The organism is Aeromonas sp. FDAARGOS 1416 (assembly GCF_019048085.1).
Classification (GTDB): domain Bacteria; phylum Pseudomonadota; class Gammaproteobacteria; order Enterobacterales; family Aeromonadaceae; genus Aeromonas; species Aeromonas veronii.
The window spans coordinates 419,560-439,164 of the sequence record NZ_CP077301.1 but is presented as its reverse complement, the minus strand read 5'-3'; the positions used below and the strand labels follow the sequence as shown (position 1 = coordinate 439,164).

Annotated in this window: 16 protein-coding genes and 1 riboswitch; of the genes, 10 read left to right on the top strand and 6 right to left on the bottom strand. The window is 58.6% G+C overall.

Going from position 1 to position 19,605, the window contains the following annotated elements; all coding sequences use genetic code 11:
• Nucleotides 1-56: 56 nt before the first annotated feature.
• A complete protein-coding gene (locus tag I6L46_RS02050; protein WP_005338365.1) occupies nt 57-1,397 on the bottom strand; it encodes an APC family permease in 1,341 nt (446 codons plus the stop codon).
• A 199-nt stretch (nt 1,398-1,596) separates the two neighbouring features.
• Nucleotides 1,597-1,863 carry a DNA-binding transcriptional regulator gene (locus I6L46_RS02045; protein WP_005338367.1) on the bottom strand — a complete coding sequence of 89 codons (267 nt, stop codon included), beginning with the start codon at nt 1,861-1,863 and terminating at the stop codon, nt 1,597-1,599.
• Between the two features lie 258 nt (nt 1,864-2,121).
• Here I6L46_RS02045 and I6L46_RS02040 point away from each other — a divergent pair, with 258 nt between their 5' ends.
• The 5 genes from I6L46_RS02040 (at nt 2,122) to I6L46_RS02020 (ending at nt 7,941) form a co-directional block, all read left to right on the top strand.
• A complete protein-coding gene (locus tag I6L46_RS02040; protein WP_216977251.1) occupies nt 2,122-2,718 on the top strand; it encodes a hypothetical protein in 597 nt (198 codons plus the stop codon).
• Nucleotides 2,719-3,026: 308 nt separating this feature from the next.
• On the top strand, nt 3,027-4,046 hold the full coding sequence (gene ompA, locus I6L46_RS02035; RefSeq protein ID WP_013723997.1) for a porin OmpA: 1,020 nt from the start codon (nt 3,027-3,029) through the stop codon (nt 4,044-4,046).
• 114 nt (nt 4,047-4,160) lie between these two features.
• Nucleotides 4,161-5,380, top strand: a protein-coding gene (locus tag I6L46_RS02030; RefSeq protein WP_216975913.1) for an IS3 family transposase whose coding sequence is annotated in 2 segments (ribosomal slippage) — nt 4,161-4,509 and nt 4,509-5,380 — 1,221 coding nt in all. Because the reading frame shifts where the segments join, the coding sequence is not laid out codon by codon here.
• A 298-nt stretch (nt 5,381-5,678) separates the two neighbouring features.
• Entirely contained in the window at nt 5,679-6,671 is a 993-nt protein-coding gene (ompA, locus tag I6L46_RS02025; RefSeq protein ID WP_216977250.1) for a porin OmpA, read from the top strand.
• A 232-nt stretch (nt 6,672-6,903) separates the two neighbouring features.
• Nucleotides 6,904-7,941, top strand: coding sequence for an OmpA family protein (locus I6L46_RS02020; RefSeq protein ID WP_216977249.1), 1,038 nt, complete (start codon nt 6,904-6,906; stop codon nt 7,939-7,941).
• Nucleotides 7,942-8,033: 92 nt separating this feature from the next.
• On the opposite strand, the gene I6L46_RS02015 is transcribed toward I6L46_RS02020, so the two are convergent.
• Together I6L46_RS02015 and I6L46_RS02010 are read right to left on the bottom strand one after the other, a co-directional pair.
• The gene (locus I6L46_RS02015; RefSeq protein ID WP_216951826.1) at nt 8,034-9,728 is read right to left on the bottom strand and encodes an NAD-dependent malic enzyme; all 1,695 of its coding nucleotides are present in this window, start codon (nt 9,726-9,728) and stop codon (nt 8,034-8,036) included.
• 69 nt (nt 9,729-9,797) lie between these two features.
• Nucleotides 9,798-10,655, bottom strand: a complete 858-nt coding sequence (locus I6L46_RS02010; protein WP_005338380.1) for an AraC family transcriptional regulator — start codon at nt 10,653-10,655, stop codon at nt 9,798-9,800.
• A gap of 120 nt (nt 10,656-10,775) precedes the next feature.
• Between I6L46_RS02010 and I6L46_RS02005 the strand changes: the two genes are divergently transcribed.
• Both I6L46_RS02005 and I6L46_RS02000 read left to right on the top strand, forming a co-directional pair.
• Nucleotides 10,776-12,155: an MATE family efflux transporter gene (locus I6L46_RS02005; RefSeq protein WP_047435970.1), complete on the top strand. Its 1,380-nt coding sequence runs from the start codon at nt 10,776-10,778 to the stop codon at nt 12,153-12,155.
• Nucleotides 12,156-12,278: 123 nt separating this feature from the next.
• On the top strand, nt 12,279-12,527 hold the full coding sequence (locus I6L46_RS02000) for a YciN family protein (protein ID WP_005338382.1): 249 nt from the start codon (nt 12,279-12,281) through the stop codon (nt 12,525-12,527).
• A 33-nt stretch (nt 12,528-12,560) separates the two neighbouring features.
• Here I6L46_RS02000 and I6L46_RS01995 read toward each other — a convergent pair whose 3' ends face one another.
• Nucleotides 12,561-13,682 (bottom strand): GGDEF domain-containing protein, encoded by a 1,122-nt coding sequence (locus tag I6L46_RS01995; protein ID WP_005349944.1) that lies wholly within the window; start codon nt 13,680-13,682, stop codon nt 12,561-12,563.
• A 246-nt stretch (nt 13,683-13,928) separates the two neighbouring features.
• Here I6L46_RS01995 and I6L46_RS01990 point away from each other — a divergent pair, with 246 nt between their 5' ends.
• Both I6L46_RS01990 and I6L46_RS01985 read left to right on the top strand, forming a co-directional pair.
• On the top strand, nt 13,929-15,326 hold the full coding sequence (locus I6L46_RS01990) for a nucleobase:cation symporter-2 family protein (protein WP_139443252.1): 1,398 nt from the start codon (nt 13,929-13,931) through the stop codon (nt 15,324-15,326).
• 99 nt (nt 15,327-15,425) lie between these two features.
• The gene (locus I6L46_RS01985; protein ID WP_216977248.1) at nt 15,426-16,142 is read left to right on the top strand and encodes a protein ligase; all 717 of its coding nucleotides are present in this window, start codon (nt 15,426-15,428) and stop codon (nt 16,140-16,142) included.
• A 114-nt stretch (nt 16,143-16,256) separates the two neighbouring features.
• Here the strand turns inward: I6L46_RS01985 and I6L46_RS01980 are convergent, their stop codons facing one another.
• Nucleotides 16,257-17,633, bottom strand: a complete 1,377-nt coding sequence (locus I6L46_RS01980; RefSeq protein ID WP_021229128.1) for a sodium:alanine symporter family protein — start codon at nt 17,631-17,633, stop codon at nt 16,257-16,259.
• A gap of 106 nt (nt 17,634-17,739) precedes the next feature.
• Nucleotides 17,740-17,855, bottom strand: a riboswitch (glycine riboswitch).
• Nucleotides 17,856-18,362: 507 nt separating this feature from the next.
• On the opposite strand from I6L46_RS01980, the gene I6L46_RS01975 reads away from it, so the two are divergent.
• Nucleotides 18,363-19,529 carry a type III PLP-dependent enzyme gene (locus tag I6L46_RS01975; RefSeq protein WP_216977247.1) on the top strand — a complete coding sequence of 389 codons (1,167 nt, stop codon included), beginning with the start codon at nt 18,363-18,365 and terminating at the stop codon, nt 19,527-19,529.
• The last annotated feature ends 76 nt before the right edge of the window (nt 19,530-19,605 follow it).

Here is a 19,605-nt window from a genome sequence, read left to right as displayed (position 1 = left end):
GTTTACACATGAAAAAAGCGCCATTCGGCGCTTTTTTTTTCAACTTACTTACCCGGTTACTCCTTACGGTAGAAGAGCAACCCGAGCAGAATCACCCCCACAGAGACCAGCAGATAAAGTCCCAGACTGGGATTGGTGATACCGCCATACAGAATGATGAGCGCACCCAGGGTGGCGCAGGTCGGGATCACAAACCGCTTTATCCAGCCCAACTCGGTAAAGGTGCGCATGTACCAGACATAGAGGAACAGATAGAGGCCATAAATCAGCACGATCGGCATCTCGTCCAGAGCGATGTAACGACCGAATGTCTCGTTGATGCTGCAGTACCACAACACTGAGTAGATCACCGACAACAGTGCTGCCGCGAGGGCCGAGTTGATGGGCATGTGGTGATGCGGTTCGATACGGCTCATCCACTTGGGGGCAGGACCCTGATTGCGGATCGCCAGCGAGTAGGGAATACGCATGGTCGCCAACACCAGACCATTGAGGGTTCCGAGGCAGGAGATAATCACGAACACGGTCAAAATGGTCGAGGCAGTCCCGCCAAACAGGCTGGTTGTCGCGAGATTTACCGCGTTATCCCCTTGCGCCACTATCTCGTCCGTCGGCAAGACGCTGGCGATCCCCAGAAAATAGGTGACATAGACCACAAAGACTATCAGGGTGCCAATCACCAGTGCTCTGGGCAGATTCTTCTTGGAATCGCGAATTTCGCTGTTGATGGTCACGGCGGCGATCCACCCCTCATAAGCGAAGGCGGTGGCAACCACGGCCGTGGCCAGAGTGCCTCCGGTGCTTCCTATCCCATCCATTGCCTGCACAAAGTTGGTCACGGTGACACCATTGAGCAAGCCTGAAATGGTGCCCACAATGGCAACCAGGATCAGCGGGATCAACTTGATCAGGGTAGAACCCACTTGCAGCTTGCCCGCCAGGACCGGGGTGTAGAAGTTGATCAGATAGGTGACCGTCATATAGACAGCCGCCAGTATCCAGGTCGCACCAGAGTTGGTCGGATTATCACTACCGAGCAAGATCATGGTGTACAGAGCGGCGACCCAGGCAAGGATGGCGGAAAGAGGGGCGTAATAGAGTACGCCTTTGAACCACCCCACCAGATAACCAAACATTTTGCCGTATGCCGCTTCGGCATAATCGACGATACCGTTGGACTTTTCGATCCGCTGGGCAAACTCGGCAAACACCAGCGCGCCGAAGATCATCGAAAATGCTCCCAGCGCCCATGCCAGCAGCGCAATGGCCAGATTACCGCCAGTCAGACGCAGTACATCATCGGCCTTGAAGAAGACTCCGGAGCCGATCACCACGCCGACCACCATCGCAATGGCAGTCATCAGGCCATAGCGTTTATCCAACTCATTACTGCTCATACCCATACTCCATACCGATTGCTCATATCATCCTGAATGTAATAGTGTTCAGGTGGCCAGATACCACCAGGGGCCCACTTTTCGGGGCCGCTTATTCTCGTTGGCCTACATGGGTAATTCAAAGCGTGTTAGATCAAAATATCGATCGGCGACCCAAAAAAATACCGCCCGAAGGCGGCATTTCTATTCACATCGATGATCACGCCTTGGCGAGGTCATCCGGGCCAATCTGGCCGATTTCGGCGACTTTCTTGTCTGCCAGCAGCCAGAGGGTGAACTTGTGCAGATCCGGGTGGTGCGCCAGGGCAACCAGGAAGGCGCCCCCAACTTCACGGTAACCCAGCTCGTAGTTTTTCAGCGTGGTGGGAGGAACACCCAGCAAATCTGCAAACTTCGGACGGCTCAAACCGACCGCTTCACGGATCTGACGGATCTTCTTGCCAACAGTGACGATATTTGAATTCATAATGTTCCATACTCCGTTTGGCGGATTTACTCCGCCTTTTATTTTTCGCGACGACTCGTAGTCAAGTGTATCAGTTTTGTTCGGACTCGTTATGGTCGAGCCTCTATCTTATGAGCGCCTTTCGGCGACAACCCTTGCCTTCAAGGGGGGATGGTAATCGCTCAGCCGCCTCAGGTAAACAGTCTCGAAAAGAAACCTTTATTGTGGCCCCCCCAATAACTCGTATAATCCGCCGGATACCCATTAAGAGGAATAAGTATGGCGTTTCCCGGCATTATCTCTCGCCTGCACCCCGTATCCAGCACAGAAGAACTGGCACAACAGCGCCTGCAAGGTGAACAATATCGCGCCGAAGCATTCTGGCTTCCGGCCTTGATGTCCAGCCACACCAGCGAACTGCTGGCCGCCCTGCCGGAGAGCTGCAGCCTGTTTCTTGAACAGGCATGCCCGGACCTGGCCTTGCGCAGCCACGACGGCACCCTGCATAACAATGAGCAGCTCATCACGGTAAATGGCCAGTCTATTGCGCTGGCAACCACCCCGGGTGATGGTGGTCTGGTGCCCGAATCGGGCATGTGCGAGATGGCCGACTGGCTGGAGGCGGGACACCGCCACTTCATCTGTTCAGCTGCGGTTCAGCCTGTGGCTCGCGCCATCCTCAACATCTGGCCCCTTGACCCCTATCTGGCCCGACATTTCTTGATGACATTTACCCCCCTGCTGCAGAGCGCAACCCCGGCTGATTACCTCTCGGTCTTTGCCGCCAGAGCGAATCCTGCCAGCCCGCATAGCGACTGGGTTCAGGCTTATATGAAGCTGGAGAAGAAACTGCACAGAGCCTATCTGGATCACTAATTAATCAAAATAAACAGCCAGTTAAGGGCACGACACAATTTGCCACAAGGCTCATTTGTGAGCTTGATCATGTTTTAAAATCGGCATAGAGTGCGCCTCGTCATCGGAATGACATCAGTTGCCTGGCAGTGGTTTCTCACGCATTGCGTGCCATGCCAGCGCACTCGACACACCAGGAGAGTGTGCAACCCGGTTATACCGGGTCATCTGCCAGACTCGACGCCAGCCGTACGGCGGAGCCTGCAGCTTACATAAATTACAAAGTGTGAAGCACGTGAATAACGTGCGATCTCAACGAGGATTTTTTTATGATGAAAATGGCTCCTTCCATGATCGCCATCGCCATGGCTGCTCTGGGTGCTACCGCTGCTCACGCCGCTGACGACATCTACTTCGGTGCCGGTGTCGGTGCTACTCACTTCAACGGCCTGAACAAGCTGGAAAGCACCAATGTAGGCCAGGAAGACGCGGCTGCTGCCAACGCCTTCATGGGTTACAACTTCACCGAAAACTTCGGTACCGAACTGGGCTACCAGTACACCGGTCGTGGCAACACCGACGGCAACCGTTACGAGAGCCAGGGTGCCACCCTGTCCGGTATCGCCCGTATGCCGGTTGGCAACGACTTCTCCCTGTTCGCTGAAGGCGGCGCCTACTGGGGTCACACCGATGGTCTGGGTACCAGCGACACTAAAGTTTCCCCGCTGGCCGGTGCTGGTGTGACTTACAAGGTAAATGACGCGCTGGATCTGCAAGCTCGCTACCGCTACATGTGGGACGTGGCTGACCTGCACGCAAACGGTGAGCGTTACAAAGCCAACCAGAGCATCGCTACTCTGGAAGCGGTATACCACCCGTTCCGTACTTCCTACGTAGCTCCGGTAGCTGCTCCGGTTGTTGAAGAAGCGCCGGCTCCGGCTCCGCAAGTGGTAGAGAAGAACTTCGCCCTGAACTCAGACGTGCTGTTTGCCTTCGGCAAAGACACCCTGAAGCCGGAAGGCGTTGCAGCCCTGAACGGTCTGTATCAGCAAATCGTTGAGTTCCAGCCGAAAGATGGCAACGCTGTTGTTGTTGGTTACACCGACCGTATCGGTTCCGACGCTTACAACCAGAAGCTGTCTGAAGCCCGTGCCCGCACCGTTGCAAACTTCCTAGTAAGCAAAGGTATGGCTGCCAGTAAAGTGGCCATTGAAGGTCGTGGCGAAGCCAACCCGGTTACCGGCACCAAGTGCAACGGCGTAACCGCTAAAGCTCAACTGATCTCCTGCCTGGCTCCGGATCGTCGCGTAGAAGTTCGCGTATCTGGCGTACAAGAAGTTCAGCAATAATCTGACCTCGTTCAGATAGTGCGAAAAAAAGGGATGCTGCGGCATCCCTTTTTGTTTGTCTTGTGCCGTCCTGAATATGGTTTACACCTTTCCCCCCAATAAATGGAGAACCCGATGGGACAAGGTGTGAAACGGACACAGCGCGATTACTCGCTGACTTTTAAACTGGCACTGGTCGAGCAGATTGAAAAAGGCGAGCTCACCTACAAACAGGCTCAGGTGCGTTATGGTATTCAGGGCCGCTCCACCGTTCTGGTATGGTTGCGTAAACATGGTCGGCAAGATTGGAGCCAGGGGGCTTCTGTGCGTGCCGGCAGGAGCATCAACATGCCTGACCCCGACAACCAGACACCCGAACAGCGCATCAAGGAACTCGAGCAACAGCTGGCGCTGATGAGCCAGAAGGCCCAGTTCTTTGAGGCCGTCGTCGATGTACTGAAGAATGACTACGGCGTCTCCATCGTAAAAAAGCGACCCGGCAAGTCCTCTCGCAGCGGCAAGTCGAGAGGCTGACCATTGTCAGGGCTTGCCTGTTTCTGGGGATAAGCCGGCAGGCTTACTACAAGCGCAATCGGGTCGCCGACGAGCGCCATGCCCAAGGATTGCAGGTGGTGCGCTTTGTGCGTCAGGTTAGACTGCGACAACCTCGGGTCGGTACCCGCAAGCTGCATTATCTGCTGCTGGGTCAGGATGATGGCGGGCTCAAAGTCGGGCGTGACAGGCTGTTTCGGATATTGGCCGAGCACCGCTTGCTGGTGCTGCCCAGACGGGCGTATCACAAGACCACCCACAGTTTTCACCGTTTCTACCGTCATCCCAACTTGCTCAAGGCGGGGCCAGAGCAGGTCACGCCGGTGGCCCCGGAGCAGGTCTGGGTCGCAGATATCACCTATCTGCCAGCCAGGAGCGGGCCGCTGTACCTGAGCCTGGTGACGGATGCGTACTCACGCAAGATAGTGGGCCATCACGTGCACGAAGGAATGCATGCCGAATCGGTGGCAATGGCGTTCAAGAAAGCGCTGAAGCAACGACGTGGCGGCGGTGAACTCATCCATCACTCGGACCGCGGCGTGCAGTATTACTCGGGACTGTATCAATCATTACATGAACGGTACGGGGTGAAATGCTCGATGACGGATGGGTATGACTGTTACCAGAATGCGTTGGCGGAGCGGGTGAACGGGATTTTGAAAGGAGAGTTATTGCTGCAAAGCCCGCAGGATTTGACGCAAGCGCGGGAAATGGTGCGTGAAGCAGTGGATATTTACAACGCGGAGCGGCCGCATCATGCGTTGAAATACAGAACCCCCGATGCGGTACATAGGGGGTTCTGAGTAGAGAAATGCTAGTTGAAAATGTGTAAACCTATTTCAGGACTAGACATCTCGTTTTCGCTTGCATCCCTCACTCCCGCCTCCCTGCCCTTGCCTGCCCCGTCTCGAAAGCATAAAGTAGTTGCGCCTGTAAGGTATTGGATAAGCACTAAAAAGCGCTTCTTGTCCGGTCTGTTGTCCATGACGCCAATGCATCATGAGAGTCCAAAGCCTTCGCTATCCACTTTGCTGGCGATTTTTCGCAGCAATAAAAACAAGTGCATTGCCCGACATGGGCTAACACAACGAGGATAAACCGATGAAACTCAAAATGGCTCCTACCCTGATTGCACTGGCGCTCGCCGCCGCAGGTACCACAGCTCAGGCTGCCGATGACTGGTACACCGGTGTTGGTGCAGGTTGGGCATATGCCCACGGTCTGGATGATTTTGGCAAAGACGCTGACAAAGATGCCACCGCGCTGAGCCTGTTCGGCGGTTACAACTTCAACGACTACTACGCAGCTGAGCTGGGCTACCTCTACGCCGGTAAAGCGGGCGTTGACGGCGCCGATTTCAAAACCCAGGGTGCCACCCTCTCCGGTATCGCCCGCCTGCCGCTGGGCGACATCTTCTCGGTGTTTGCTGAAGGCGGTGCCTACTTCAATCACGTCAACGGCAATGGCAACAGCGACAACGGCACTGCACCGCTGGCGGGCCTGGGTCTGACTGCCAAGCTCTCCGACCTTATCGATGTGCAGGCACGCTACCGCTATCTGTGGAATCTGGGTGACGAGCAGAAAACCTGGGAGAGCGACATGAGCGTCGCCACCCTGGAGCTGGTGATGCACCCGAACCGCACCTCTTATGTTGCCCCGGTTGCTGCGCCTGAGCCGGTTCCCGAGCCGGTACTGGTCGACAAGAACTTCGCCCTGAGCTCTGACGTGCTGTTTGCCTTTGGCAAATCCACCCTCAAGCCAGAAGGTGTCGCAGCGCTGAATACGCTGTATCAGCAGATCGTTGATGTTCAGCCGAAAGATGGCAGCGCCGTGGTCGTCGGTTACACCGACCGTATCGGCTCTGACGCCTACAACCTGAAACTCTCCGAAGCGCGTGCCCGTACCGTGGCCGACTTCCTGGTTGGCAAAGGTCTGCCGGCTGGCAAAGTTGCCATCGAAGGTCGCGGTGAAGCCAATCCGGTCACCGGTACCCAGTGCAACAGCGTCAAGGGCAAGGCTCAGCTGATCTCCTGCCTGGCGCCGGATCGCCGTGTAGAAGTACGCGTCACCGGCGTGCAGCAAGTACAACAGTAATCCTGCAGTCCGACATAACAAGGAGGCCACCTGGCCTCCTTTTTCTTGCCGCTTATTTCACCCACCTTGTAACCCTCTTTTGCCCCCTTCCTCTTCCCGTGTCGCGCCATGGTTCACGGCGTGTCGTCCCCCATACCTCTTTGGTGGTTAAAAACAACCCGTCACCTATACATAAGTGTGGGGTTTGACCAGCAGGCAACCTCACTACACCAAACATCGACGAGGATACGCGATGAACATAAGAGTAAAACCTGTGTGGATTGCACTGGCATTGGCGAGCACAGGCGCACAAGCGGAACCGGTTCACGACTGGTATGCCGGGGTTGGCGGTGGCTGGGCCATTGCCCACAATCTGAATGATTTCAGTCAGGATGTCGGCAAGGATGCGACTGCGCTCTCCCTGTTTGGCGGCTACAACTTCACGGAAAATCTGGGGGCCGAGATTGGCTATCTCTCCACCGGTGACTGGGATATCAGCGGCCATGACTTCAACAGCAAGGGAGCCACGCTGTCAGTCATTGGCCGCCTGCCGCTCAGCGAGATGTTCTCGCTCTTTGCCGAGGGCGGTGGCTATATCTATCACGTCGAGTCGGTCAATGGCGGGGACGACAACCTGGCGCCGCTGGCAGGCCTGGGAGTGACGGCCCGGCTCCATGACTGGGTCGATCTGCAGGCACGCTACCGTTACATAGTGCGCGTTGGCGATGATCCGGATAACGGCAAAGCCAACAGCGGTACCCAGCGCTGGGTCAGCGACATCAGCACCGCCACGCTGGAGCTGGTGATCCACCCGAACCGCAGCCAACCCAAAGAAGCAGCCCCCACGCCCGCACCGGTCGTGGTCCCCCCGCCACCGGCCGAACCGGAGGTGGTAGATCAGACCTTCAACCTCAGTTCCGATGTGTTGTTCGCCTTTGGCAAAGCGGACCTAAAACCGGAGGGGATGAGCGCGCTGGACGCTCTCTACCAGCAGATCGTCGATGTACAACCCAAGGATGGCAGTGCGGTGGTGATGGGATATACCGACCGTATCGGCTCGGATGCCAGCAATCAGAGGTTGTCAGAAGCTCGGGCCCAAACCGTTGCCGACTTTCTGATCAACAAAGGGCTGCCTGCCGACAAGGTAAGCATTCAGGGCAATGGCGAAAGCAATCCGGTCACCGGCAACCAGTGTGACGATATCAAGGCCAGAGCCGCCCTCATAGACTGCCTTGGGCCGGATCGCCGGGTCGAGGTGCGCGTCACCGGCGTACAGGGCGCCAGCGAGTAGTTGATCTTGAGGCGATAACCATGTCAGACGTGCAGTAAAAAGGGATGCTTTCGCATCCCTTTTGCTTTGCCGTGGCATTCCCTTCTCCCCAATCAGAAGGAGGTGCGGCGGTAGCGGCGATACTCCGGATGCCAGAAGTTGGCTTCGATGGCCTGATCGATCACCTCGTCCGGGGTCTGCACCGCCTTGCCCTGCAGCATGGCGGTCTTGGCCACCATCTTGGCGATGTAGCGGGAGACCTGATGGATATCCGCCAGGTCCGGCAGCAGGGAGCCCTCCTCCCCTTTCACCAGCGGCGAGCACTCCGCCAGCGCGCGGCTGGCCGACATCAACATGGCGTCAGTCACCCGGGTGGCGCCGGAGGCGATGACGCCAAGGCCGATCCCCGGGAAGATGAAGGAGTTGTTGCACTGGGCGATGACGTAGCGCTTGCCCTTGTACTCCACCGGTGCAAACGGACTGCCGGTGGCCACCAGCGCCTGACCGTCGGTCCAGCGGATGAGGTCTGCCGGCGTCGCCTCGACCCGGGAGGTGGGGTTGGAGAGCGGGAAGATGATGGGACGGGCACAGTGCTTGTGCATGGTCTTGACCACCTCTTCGGTAAACAGCCCCGGCTGACCGGATACCCCGATCAGGATGTCCGGGCGACCGTGTTCCATCACCTCCAGCAGGGATATGTTGTCCCCCACCGGCCAGTCTTTGATCCGCTCCACCGGTTGGGAGAGACGGCGCTGGAAGTCGAGCTGGTTGGGGATCTTGTCGGTGATGAGACCGAAGCGGTCCACCATAAAGACACGGCTGCGGGCCTGGGCATCGGTCAGCCCCTCGGCCTTCATCTGTGCCACGATCTGCTCGGCGATGCCGCAACCGGCGCTGCCCGCACCGAGGAAGGCAACCCGCTTCTCGGAGAGCTTGGCGCCGGAGGCCTTGCAGGCGGCGATGAGGCTGCCCAGGGTCACGGCAGCAGTACCCTGAATATCGTCGTTGAAGCAGCAGAGCTCGTTCTTGTAGCGGTTGAGCAGCGGCATGGCGTTGTTCTGGGCGAAGTCCTCGAACTGCAGCAGGATGTCGGGCCAACGGCGCTTGACCGCCTGAATGAAGGCATCGACGAACTCGGCATACTCATCCCCCGAGATACGCGGATTGCGCCACCCCATATAGAAGGGGTCATTGAGCAGTTGCTGGTTGTTGGTGCCGACATCCAGCACCACCGGCAGGCAGTAGGCGGGCGAGATGCCACCACAGGCGGTGTAGAGGGAGAGCTTGCCGATGGGAATGCCCATGCCGCCGATCCCCTGGTCACCCAGACCCAGGATCCGCTCGCCATCGGTCACCACGATCACCTTAACGTTCTGCTTGGTGGCGTTTTGCAGCATGTCATCGATCCTGTCCTTGTCCGGATAGGAGATAAACAGGCCACGGGCGCGGCGATAGATGTTAGAGAACTCTTCGCACGCCTTGCCGACCGTCGGGGTGTAGATGATAGGCAGCATCTCGGTCAGATGGTTGTGCAGCAGACGGTAGAAGAGCGTCTCGTTGGTATCCTGGATGTTGCGCAGATAGATGTGCTTGTCCATGTCGTTGCCAAACGCCATGAACTGGCGATAGGCGCGCTCGGCCTGCTCTTCGATGGTCTCGATATTCTGGGGCAACAGACCTTCGAGGTTGAAGTTGCTGCGCTCTTCGCTGGTGAAGGCGCTGCCCTTGTTGAGCAAAGGGGTCTCCAGCAGGGCGGGACCGGCGTAGGGAATGTAGAGAGGACGTTTCTGGTTATTATCTTCAAACATGGATCTTGGTACCTAAACGGTTAGCTAGACGCAGGGACCCGCCGATCCTAGGGGCTTGTCTCATTAATTTCAAAGAGTTTGCACATCCGTTGCAAAAGGTTTGCGACCCAGTCGACGAAAGGCGCCGGGGGTCTGACCAGTCAGACGACGAAAGCGGTTGGCAAAGTTGGCCCCATCGCTGTAACCGACCCGGGCCGCCAGCTCGCCAAGTGGCCAGTTGGTATAGAGCAGCAGCTGGCGCGCCTTGTTCATTCTGAGCTCGGTCACTCTCGCCATCGGCCCCATACCGAACGCTTGCTGACAGAGCCGGTGCAGATGGGGCACCGAGCAGGCCATCTGTCGGGCCAGCAGGGCGACACTCCAGGGTTCGTCCAGGCGCGCCTCCACCCGGCGAAACAGTGCCTGCAATCTAAGTTCAGGGGTGCCGCGCACCTCCCCTTGCAGGGTCCGCTCCAGCAGCGCCAGCAACAGGCTGAGCAGTTGAGGTTGCAGCGAAGAGCGAACCCCTTCCCCCTGCATCAGGCTGAGCAGATGGTAGAGCTGATCGCCGCCATCCCCTTGCCAGATACGGTGGCCAAGGCGGTGCAGATGCTGCCAGCGCGGCACGTCATCGAGCAAAATCCAGCTGATCTGCCAGCTTTCGCCAATCAGCTTGAGACCACCGGGCACGGCGGCCGGCAGGAAAATCAGTGACCCGGCCGGAATGGCTTGCTCCCCCTCGTCGGTGAGCAGCGCGCCCCCCTCATCGTGACTCACCATCAGAATGTGAAACTCGGGGCGATTGCGGCGGATCAGGTAGTGATCCCGCACCCGGGAGAGGCCGGTCAGGAAGATCCCCGCCTCGCCGAGCAGGGGCAGCCCTTCACGTCCCAGCATCTGCTCTTCACAGGCTGGCGCTATCTCCAGACACTCGCTGGCAAATGGCATAACACCTCAACAGGATAGTTTTACACAAGAAAATCGAGAGCTACTCACAGTGAGAAGAGCCTCATCAGCCCCTATCATACCCCTGACAAACCTTGCTTTTCTCATACCCGGTTAACAACTATGAATTATTGGCAAGCGATTTTAAAACAAACCACCGATCGCGAGTTCATGACCCGATTGTGGCGGCTGGCCCTGCCTGTCTCGCTGCAATCCATGATGTTCTCCCTGCTCGGCCTCATCGATATCATGATGGTGAGCCAGCTTGGCACCACGGCTGTGGCGGCGGTCGGCTTGGGTAACCGGGTCTTCTTTTTCAATCTGCTGGTGATAGCGGGCCTCGCGGGCGGGGTCTCGGTATTGGCAGCACAATACTTCGGGCGCGGGGAGATGGCCGGGGTGCGCCGCTCCCTGGCGCTGGCCATAGTGGGCGCCTTGCTGGTCACCCTGCCCTTTGCCTTCATCTATGTGTTATCACCGGGCAGCGTACTGGGTTTTGCCAGTCAGGATCCGGCACTGCGGGCACTGGCGGATCAATTCTTGATGATCACCGGCGCCACCATCCTCTGTACCGCCATCGTGGTGCCGCTGGAGTCAGCCCTGCGCTCGGTCGGCAATGCCGCCGCGCCGACCCGCATCGGCATTATCGCCATCATCGCCAACGTCATCCTCAACTACGCCCTCATCTTCGGTCACTTCGGCTTCGAGGCGATGGGGGTCGCCGGTTCGGCCTGGGGCACCACCATTTCCCGGCTGCTGCAGACAGCCCTGCTGTTGCTCTACGTAAAGCGTTATGAGGCTCGCCTGATCCCGCGTGCACCAGACTGGCTAGCCGCCTTCAAGCGCAAGGAGGTGGTGCGCTTTACCCTGATCGCCCTGCCGCTGCTGTTCCATGACGGCCTCTGGGCCTTCGGCATGCTGATTTACGGCTTTCTCTATGCCCATCTTGGCACCGATTCGCTGGCCATCATGACCACACTCGGCACCCTGGAGAGCATCCTGATCTCCCTCTTCTTCGGACTGGCGGTGGCCTGCTCCACCCTGCTCGGCCACCGGCTCGGGGCCGAGGAGTACGAGATTGCCTGGCAGCACTCCCAGCTCTTCCTGCTGCTGGCACCGATTGGCGCGCTACTGGTGGGGATCATCGTCTGGCTGCTGCAAGCCAACCTGCTGCAGTGGGTCGGCAACCTGCCCCCCGAGCTGATGACGGAAGCGGGACAGGTGCTCGGCATCATGTGCCTCGGGATGCTGCTCAAGGTGTTCAACATGGTGGGGATCATCGGGGTGCTGCGCTCTGGCGGCGATGTGAACTACAGCATCTTCATCGATATTGTCGGCATGTGGTGCATCGGCATCCCGCTCGCCTGGGTGGCGGTCACGCTGCTCGGCTGGCCCCTCTCCTGGGTGGTGGCGGTGGTCTTGCTGGAGGAGCTCAGCAAGGTGTTGCTGGTGCAGCGCCGTATTCGCCAACGCTGCTGGTTGAAGAATCTGGTGATCGGATAAACAGCCACAAATCGGGGTCATATCAATGACAGAAAAACCCTGTTTGCAGTATGCTGGGCGCCTCTTCAATCAGAGGCAGGGATCCACGGTTTCCCTGTCCAGTAGTCGTTTAAGGAGACGAGCATGCAACCACAGAAAGAGCTGATCACCGAGACGGCCCTGCTTGAGATGGCCAACAAGATCATCAAAGAGCATGAAGACTTCATCCACGGTATGCGCGCCGATTCGGTGGAGCAGAAGGGGGATATTCTGGTGTTCAAGGGGGAGTATTTCCTGGCCGAAGACGGCACCCCGACCGGCAAGACCATGGCGGTCTTCAACATGTTCAAGCTGCTGGCTCAGCAGCTCTCCGGCAAGTACAAGCTGGCCTGATCGCACCAGCTCATTGCCAACAGGATGCCGCCCTCAGGCGGCATCTGTTTTTGCGCGGTTCTGCCCCTCGACCACCACGCAGTTGCGTCCCGCCATCTTGGCCTGATAGAGGCACTCGTCGGCACGGTTGATCAGAATATCGATGGTGTCATCGGAACGAGCCATGGCAATCCCGATACTCACCGTCACCTCCAGCAATTCGTCCGAGGTGGGGCTCTTCACCAGCCGCGCCTCGACAGCAATGCGCAGCCGCTCGGCCATTTTACTCGCCAGCGCCGGATCGGCGCAGTTGTGCATCAGGATAGCAAACTCTTCGCCGCCATAACGCCCCAGCACCATGTCAGGCTCCAGCTGCTCCCCCAGGGTGGTAGCCACCTCCTTGAGCACCGCATCCCCCGCCAGATGGCCGTAGATATCGTTGATCCGCTTGAAGCGATCGAGATCCAGCAGCATCACCGCAAAGGGCTTCTTCTTGAGTTGCAGCCGGATTCGGGCCTGCTCCAGCTGCTTCATCAGCAGGCGGCGGTTCATCATGCCGGTCAGCTCATCGGTGGTTGATTCCCGATATAGCCGCAGCAGCATGTTGAGTTGGCCGCACTGCACCCAGCAACTGGCCATGGTAAACATGCCGAGCACCCACACCTGATTCAGGGTGGCCTGACTCCAGATGCTCTGGCCCACCAGCAGCCAGTGGCCCAGCAGCATGGTCACCAGTACCACGCCTGCCAGTTGCAAGCCGAGGGAGAGGGGGATGGGGAAGATGGCAAACAGGGTTATCAGCAGATAGGGAAAGGCAGCATAGCCCGCCTGCAACTCCTGTCCGGCGCCAAAGCTGTTAAGGCAAAAGAGGGAGAAGAGCATCATCACGGCCATCAGGTAGCCAAGGGCCAGCTTCATCCGCTCCCGCTTGAAGTGGATGAGATACGAGAGCGGAATAAGTGGCGAGAGCGCCAGGGTGCAGAAGATCCTGGCCTGGAACAGCTGCTCGAAATGAACGGCGGGCAAGGTCAGCCAATCCACCACGGCCCAGGCGGGCAATCCGAGCATCAGCAAGCAGGTCAGCAGGCGCAAACGCACCGTCATAAAGCCCATGCGAGTACGAGTAAAGTCTTCGGAGTGAACCCTCGCACTCCAGAACTCTGACAACTTGAGCATCCAGAGTCTCCACGATGAATACTGAGGGCTCATTCTACACCTACAAAGTGGTAAAAATATCATTAGCGGGGAGAATAAAAAGGAGAGGTCGGTCACACAAACCGACAGATGATAATCGCAGCGCGCAAACGTTTCAACCCATCAAAAAATAAACCTTTTTTTGCATAATTAGCGCTGGTCAGCCTCATTTCAATCACTACAATAGCGCCCAATTTTCTCCCCCTCCCCACACAATTCGAGGTACTTATGGAACAGGCTGCTGTCACACGCGCCAATCGAGAGGCACATCCACCCAGGCGAACCCATAGCGAACTGGTCTATGGCATAGAGGATGTCCCGCCTCTGCCCCAGACGCTGTTCGCCGCCCTGCAGCATATGCTCGCCATGTTTGTCGCCATCATTACCCCGCCCCTGATTATCGCCAATGCCCTCGGCCTCCCTGCCGCCGACACCCGTTATATCGTCTCCATGTCGCTGGTCATGTCCGGCATCGCCTCCTTCATTCAAACCCGTCGCTTCGGCCCCATCGGTTCCGGCCTGCTCTCGGTACAGGGCACCAGCTTCAACTTCCTCGGCCCCATCATCGCCTCCGGTCTCGCCCTCAAGCAGGCCGCCATGCCCACCGAGGATCTGTTGGGCACATTGTTTGGCACCATGATGGTTGCCGCACTCACTATCGTGGTGATGAGCCGCTTCCTCCATCTGGTGAAACGGATCATCACCCCGCTGGTCACCGGCATAGTGGTGCTGCTGATCGGCCTGACCCTGATCAAAGTGGGCCTGATCAGCATGGGCGGCGGCTATGCAGCCCTCTCTGATGGCAGCTTCGCCAGTCACACCAACCTCTTCCTCTCACTGCTGGTGCTCGGCCTGATCGTGTTGCTGCAACGCAGTCGCAACCCCTGGCTGCGTCTCTCCGCCATCATGATCGCCATGCTGGCGGGCTATGCCGTGGCCCTGCTGTTGGGCAAAGTGAGCGCCCCCACCTTCGACGGCCCGCTGGTGATGGTGCCCATTCCGCTCCACTACGGTCTCGGCTTTGACTGGCAGTTGTTCGTGCCGCTCGCCATCATCTTCGTGGTGACGGCGCTCGAAGCGATCGGTGACATGACCGCCACCTCGGATATCTCCGGCGAGCCGCTGGAAGGGCCTGTCTATATGGAGCGGATCAAAGGCGGCGTGCTGGCCGATGGTGCCAACTCCATGCTGGCGGCAGTTTTCTCCACCTTCCCCATGTCCACCTTCGCCCAGAATAACGGCGTCATTCAGCTGACCGGCGTCGCCAGCCGCCATGTCGGGCTCTTTATCGCCGCCATGCTGGCCCTGCTCGGCCTGTTCCCGGCGGTCGCCAGTCTGGTACAGCAGATCCCCGAGCCCGTGCTGGGGGGTGCCACCATCGTGATGTTCGGCACCATCGCCGCCGCTGGCGTGCGCATCATTGCTCGCGAGGAGCTGGATCGCCGCGCCCTGATGATCCTGGCAGTGTCGCTGGCCATGGGGCTGGGAGTCGCGCAGGTGCCGGAAGTGCTGCAACACCTGCCGGAGCTGGCCAAGAGCGTACTCTCCTACGGCGTCGCCACCGGTGGCATTACCGCCATCGTGCTCAACCTGCTGCTGCCCAAGCGCGAAGCGCGCCACTCCTAAGAGATCGCCTACCGATAGCCAACAGCCCCGCACTGCGGGGCTTTACCTTGCCAGTCGCCACGGGTAGTGTGCTGGGCAGCCTTTTTTGAGGATGCCGCCATGCCCTATCGCCTGCTCTCCCCCCTCTCCAATAACGCTTCACCCGCACAGATACTGGCGCAAGAGCAGCACTGGCTGCGCGACTGTGCCCATGACGGCCAGCCCCGCGCTCACCTGTGGCAGGCGCCCCAATGCCTGATTGTCACTCGCAAAGATACCCGCCTCCCCCATTACGAAGCCGCCTGTCAGCAACTTGCAGCTGAAGGCTGGCCGGTACATGTGCGCGACAGTGGCGGTACCGCCGTGCCCCACGGGGCGGGGATCCTCAACCTATCCCTGCTGCTGCCCCGCACCACCACAGATCTCGCCCACTACTACCGGCTGCTGGGGGCGCCGCTGCTGACCCTGTTGGCGGAGTACGGCCTTGAGGGAAGCTATGACTTCGTGCCCGGCTCCTTTTGCGATGGTCAGTACAATCTGGTGATCGGGGGACGCAAGATCACCGGCACTGCCCAGCGCTGGCTGGCGCCGGGGCAGGATCACCAGGGCGCCGTGCTGGCACAAGCCATGCTGCTGGTGGCGGGTGATGTGGATGAGGGAACCAGAATGGCGAGTCGCTTCTACGAGCTGGCGGGCGACGAACTGCGTTTTATGGCGGGAACCTCCACCACGCTGGCAAGCTGCATCGATTGGCACGGTAGCGATCAGGCACTGGTGGATAAGGTGCGAGCACGTCTGGATAGCCTGCTGAGCGAGGGGCTATCCTCCTCATCCTGACCTTATCCCGAAGGGAAAGGGAAAGTCCCCATCCAGAGACACGGCGCACAAAAAAGCCACGACCGGAGTCGTGGCTTGTTCTTTTCAATGGGAACGTGAAACGGGCTGAGGCGTTCAGGCCGTCTGCGGCTCCGGCTCGGCTTCGCTATCCAGATCCCGGCTAAAGTAGGCGCGGGTCTCGGCGATCACCACATGGCGCAGGCCAATCAGGCCGATGAGGTTGGGCACCGCCATCAGGCCATTAACGATATCGGCCAGCAGCCAAATCATGTCCAGATGGAGGAAAGCACCGCTCGCTACCAGCGCCAGATAGACCAGACGATAGGGCTTGATTGCCTTCACCCCGAACAGGTACTCGGTGCAGCGCTCGCCGTAGTAGTTCCAGCCAAGGATGGTGGTAAAGGCGAAGAACAGGAGGCCAATGCTCACCAGATACTGGCCAACATGGGCATCGAGCCCCTGGGCAAAGGCCAGACTAGTCATGGCCGCGCCGCTTGCATCGCCGCTCCACACGCCGGTCACCACCAGGGTCAGGCCGGTCATGGTGCAGATGATGATGGTGTCGATGAAGGTACCTGTCATGGAGACCAGCCCCTGCTCCACGCACGAATCGGTCTTGGCCGCCGCCGCCGCGATGGGTGCAGAGCCCAGACCTGACTCGTTGGAGAAAACCCCGCGCGCCACCCCGGACTGAATGGCCAGCATGATGCTGGCACCGACGAAGCCGCCGGTCGCCGCATGGCCGGTGAAGGCACTCTCGATCACCAGCATAACGGCATCGGGCAGGGCGCTGGCGTTGTTCACCAGCACGCCCAGACAGGCGACGATGTAGAAGATGGCCATGAAGGGCACCACCTTGCTCGACACGCTGGATATCGACTTGATCCCCCCCAGGGTCACCAGCGCCACGATCAGGGTCAGCACTACGGCAGTCGCTTCACGGGGCACCGAGAAGGAGAGACTCATGGCGTCGGAGATGGCATTGACCTGCGGGAAGGTACCGATGCCGAAGAAGGCCACGCCGATACCGAACAGGGCAAACAGCTTGGCGAGTGGCTTGGAACCGAGCCCCTTCTCCAGATAGTACATGGGGCCGCCAGCCATCTGGCCGTTGGCATCCTGCTCGCGGTATTTGACCGCCAGCAGACACTCGGCGTACTTGGTGGCCATGCCGAACAGCGCCGCCATCCACATCCAGAACAGGGCACCGGGGCCGCCGAGCTTGATGGCGGTAGCCACTCCGACGATGTTGCCGGTACCGATGGTGGCAGAGAGGGCGGTACAGAGGGCGCCGAAGCTGGAGACATCCCCCTGCTTGCCATGCCCCTGATCGCGGCCAAAGACCAGCCGCAGAGCGAGCGGCAAGCGCACCACCTGAAGCAGACCCAGACGCAGGGTGAGATAGATACCGGTCCCGACCAGCAGGATCAGCAGGGGTGGACCCCAGATAAAGCTATCGATGGCGGTTAACGCCGATTGAATTGATGACATGCATCCTCCTTAAGAAACAGAAATTAAGGAGGAGAAGGATGATCTTCCCATAGGTGTCGCGATCCCCAAAGGCGATCGGATGCGGGCCAAGCCCAGGTACAACCATCCCATCCCCTCTGTCCTTTTGCCTGAGAGTTTCCGGCGCCAGCCTGCCCTTGCGGCTAGTCATGGTGCCTTGCTCCTTCGGCGCCCGATTTAACGGGTCTCTCCAGAGTATCGTCCAGTAGCAGTCCACACCGGTTGCCCGGTACCTGAAAGATTCACTTCTTCGGTGGATGGTTGCCCATCGCTCTCCTGCTACCTTCATCCGAACTAGTTTGGATTAGGAAGTCGGCATGTTAATCCAAAAAATGTGAGCTGTCTCGCACTTGGCCGTCCCCATTTATATTTTTTTAGTGACCGCCAAAACCGCGGCAAGAATGTTAAATGTTAGTTAACTATCAACAAGTTAGGCTCTCACGAATCAAATGTGGCCCAAACGGGAAAAATGGTGGATAGAGAACAGTGATCCCTCTCGTTTCGCCAAGAAAATCTTGCCGACATATCCAATCAAAATGCTTGCACACAGAATCAATAAGCCGATAATCCGCTGCATAACCAAGCACTTTGCTATCAATTTATGCACTGTGTTCGGTTGGTCCCACCGGACCGCTCGCCTGACCCGGCCGTCGCCGGTTCAATCGCATATGGCTTGGGCATATCACGCCCCCTAAGGATGACCAAAAGAGAATGAACGAGACCCTGGTTGCAAAAGATGTGGTCGCACAAGATTACCGTCAGCTGGTTGAACAATTCGGCTCCCCCCTGCTGCTGCTCGACAAGGCAGCCGTCCGCAAACAGTATCGGGCCCTGGCCGCCGCCCTGCCCGATGTACGATTGCACTATGCACTCAAACCCCTGCCCCATGAGGCGGTGGTCTCTGTCTTGAAGGAAGAGGGGGCCTGTTTCGATCTGGCCACCAACGGCGAAGTGGATCTGGTGCGCAGTCAGGGGGTTCGCCCGGGACGTTGCATTCATACCCATCCCATCAAGCGCGACAGCGATATCCGTTATGCGCTGGAGTTTGGCTGCACCGTGTTTGTCTATGACAACCCGCTGGAGCTGGAGAAGTTCATTCCCTACAAGGACGAAGTGAAACTGCTGCTGCGGGTCAGCTTCCCCAACCCCGAGACCAAGGTCGATCTCTCCAAGAAGTTCGGCTGCACTCCGGAGCAGGCGCTGCCGCTGCTGCAACTGGCCCACGCCAAGGGGATCAAGGTGATGGGGCTGTCGTTCCACGTCGGCTCGCAAGTGCCTCATGCCCGTCGCCATGTGCAGGCCATCGACGCCTGCCGCGAGATCATGGAGCAGGCCTGGGCGCTTGGGCTCAAGCCCTGGGTGCTGGATATCGGCGGCGGTTTCCCGGTGGATTATGAGGGGGGCGAGTTCGATATCGACGGCTTCTGCGCGCCGATCCGCGAAGCACTGGCCAAGCTGCCCGCTACCGTGCAGAAGATTGCCGAACCGGGCCGCTTTATCAGCGCGCCGGCCATGACTTCGGTATCAAGCGTGATGGGCAAGGCCCACCGTGGCGACAAGATCTGGTACTACCTGGATGACGGTCTCTACGGCAGCTACAACGGCCAGCTCTATGACCACGTCACCTATCCGGTGAGCACGCCTTATGCCTGTAGCGAGCAGCACAACTCGGTGCTCTCCGGCCCCACCTGCGACAGCGTGGATGTGATCCGCGATGGCATCATGCTGCCGGATCTGGCTATCGGCGAGTTGGTGGTTGGCAAGGTGATGGGCGCCTACACCTGGGCCTCCGCCTCCACCTTCAACTTCTTTCCCAAGGCCAGCATCCTCATTCTGGACAGCAGCCAGAAGGGGCAGAAGCTGGTGGCAGTAGCCTGAGCACACCGCTCGCCAACAGGTTCACTGGGCAAAAACAAGAGGGGGAAGCTTGAGCTTCCCCCTCTCTCATTTCACC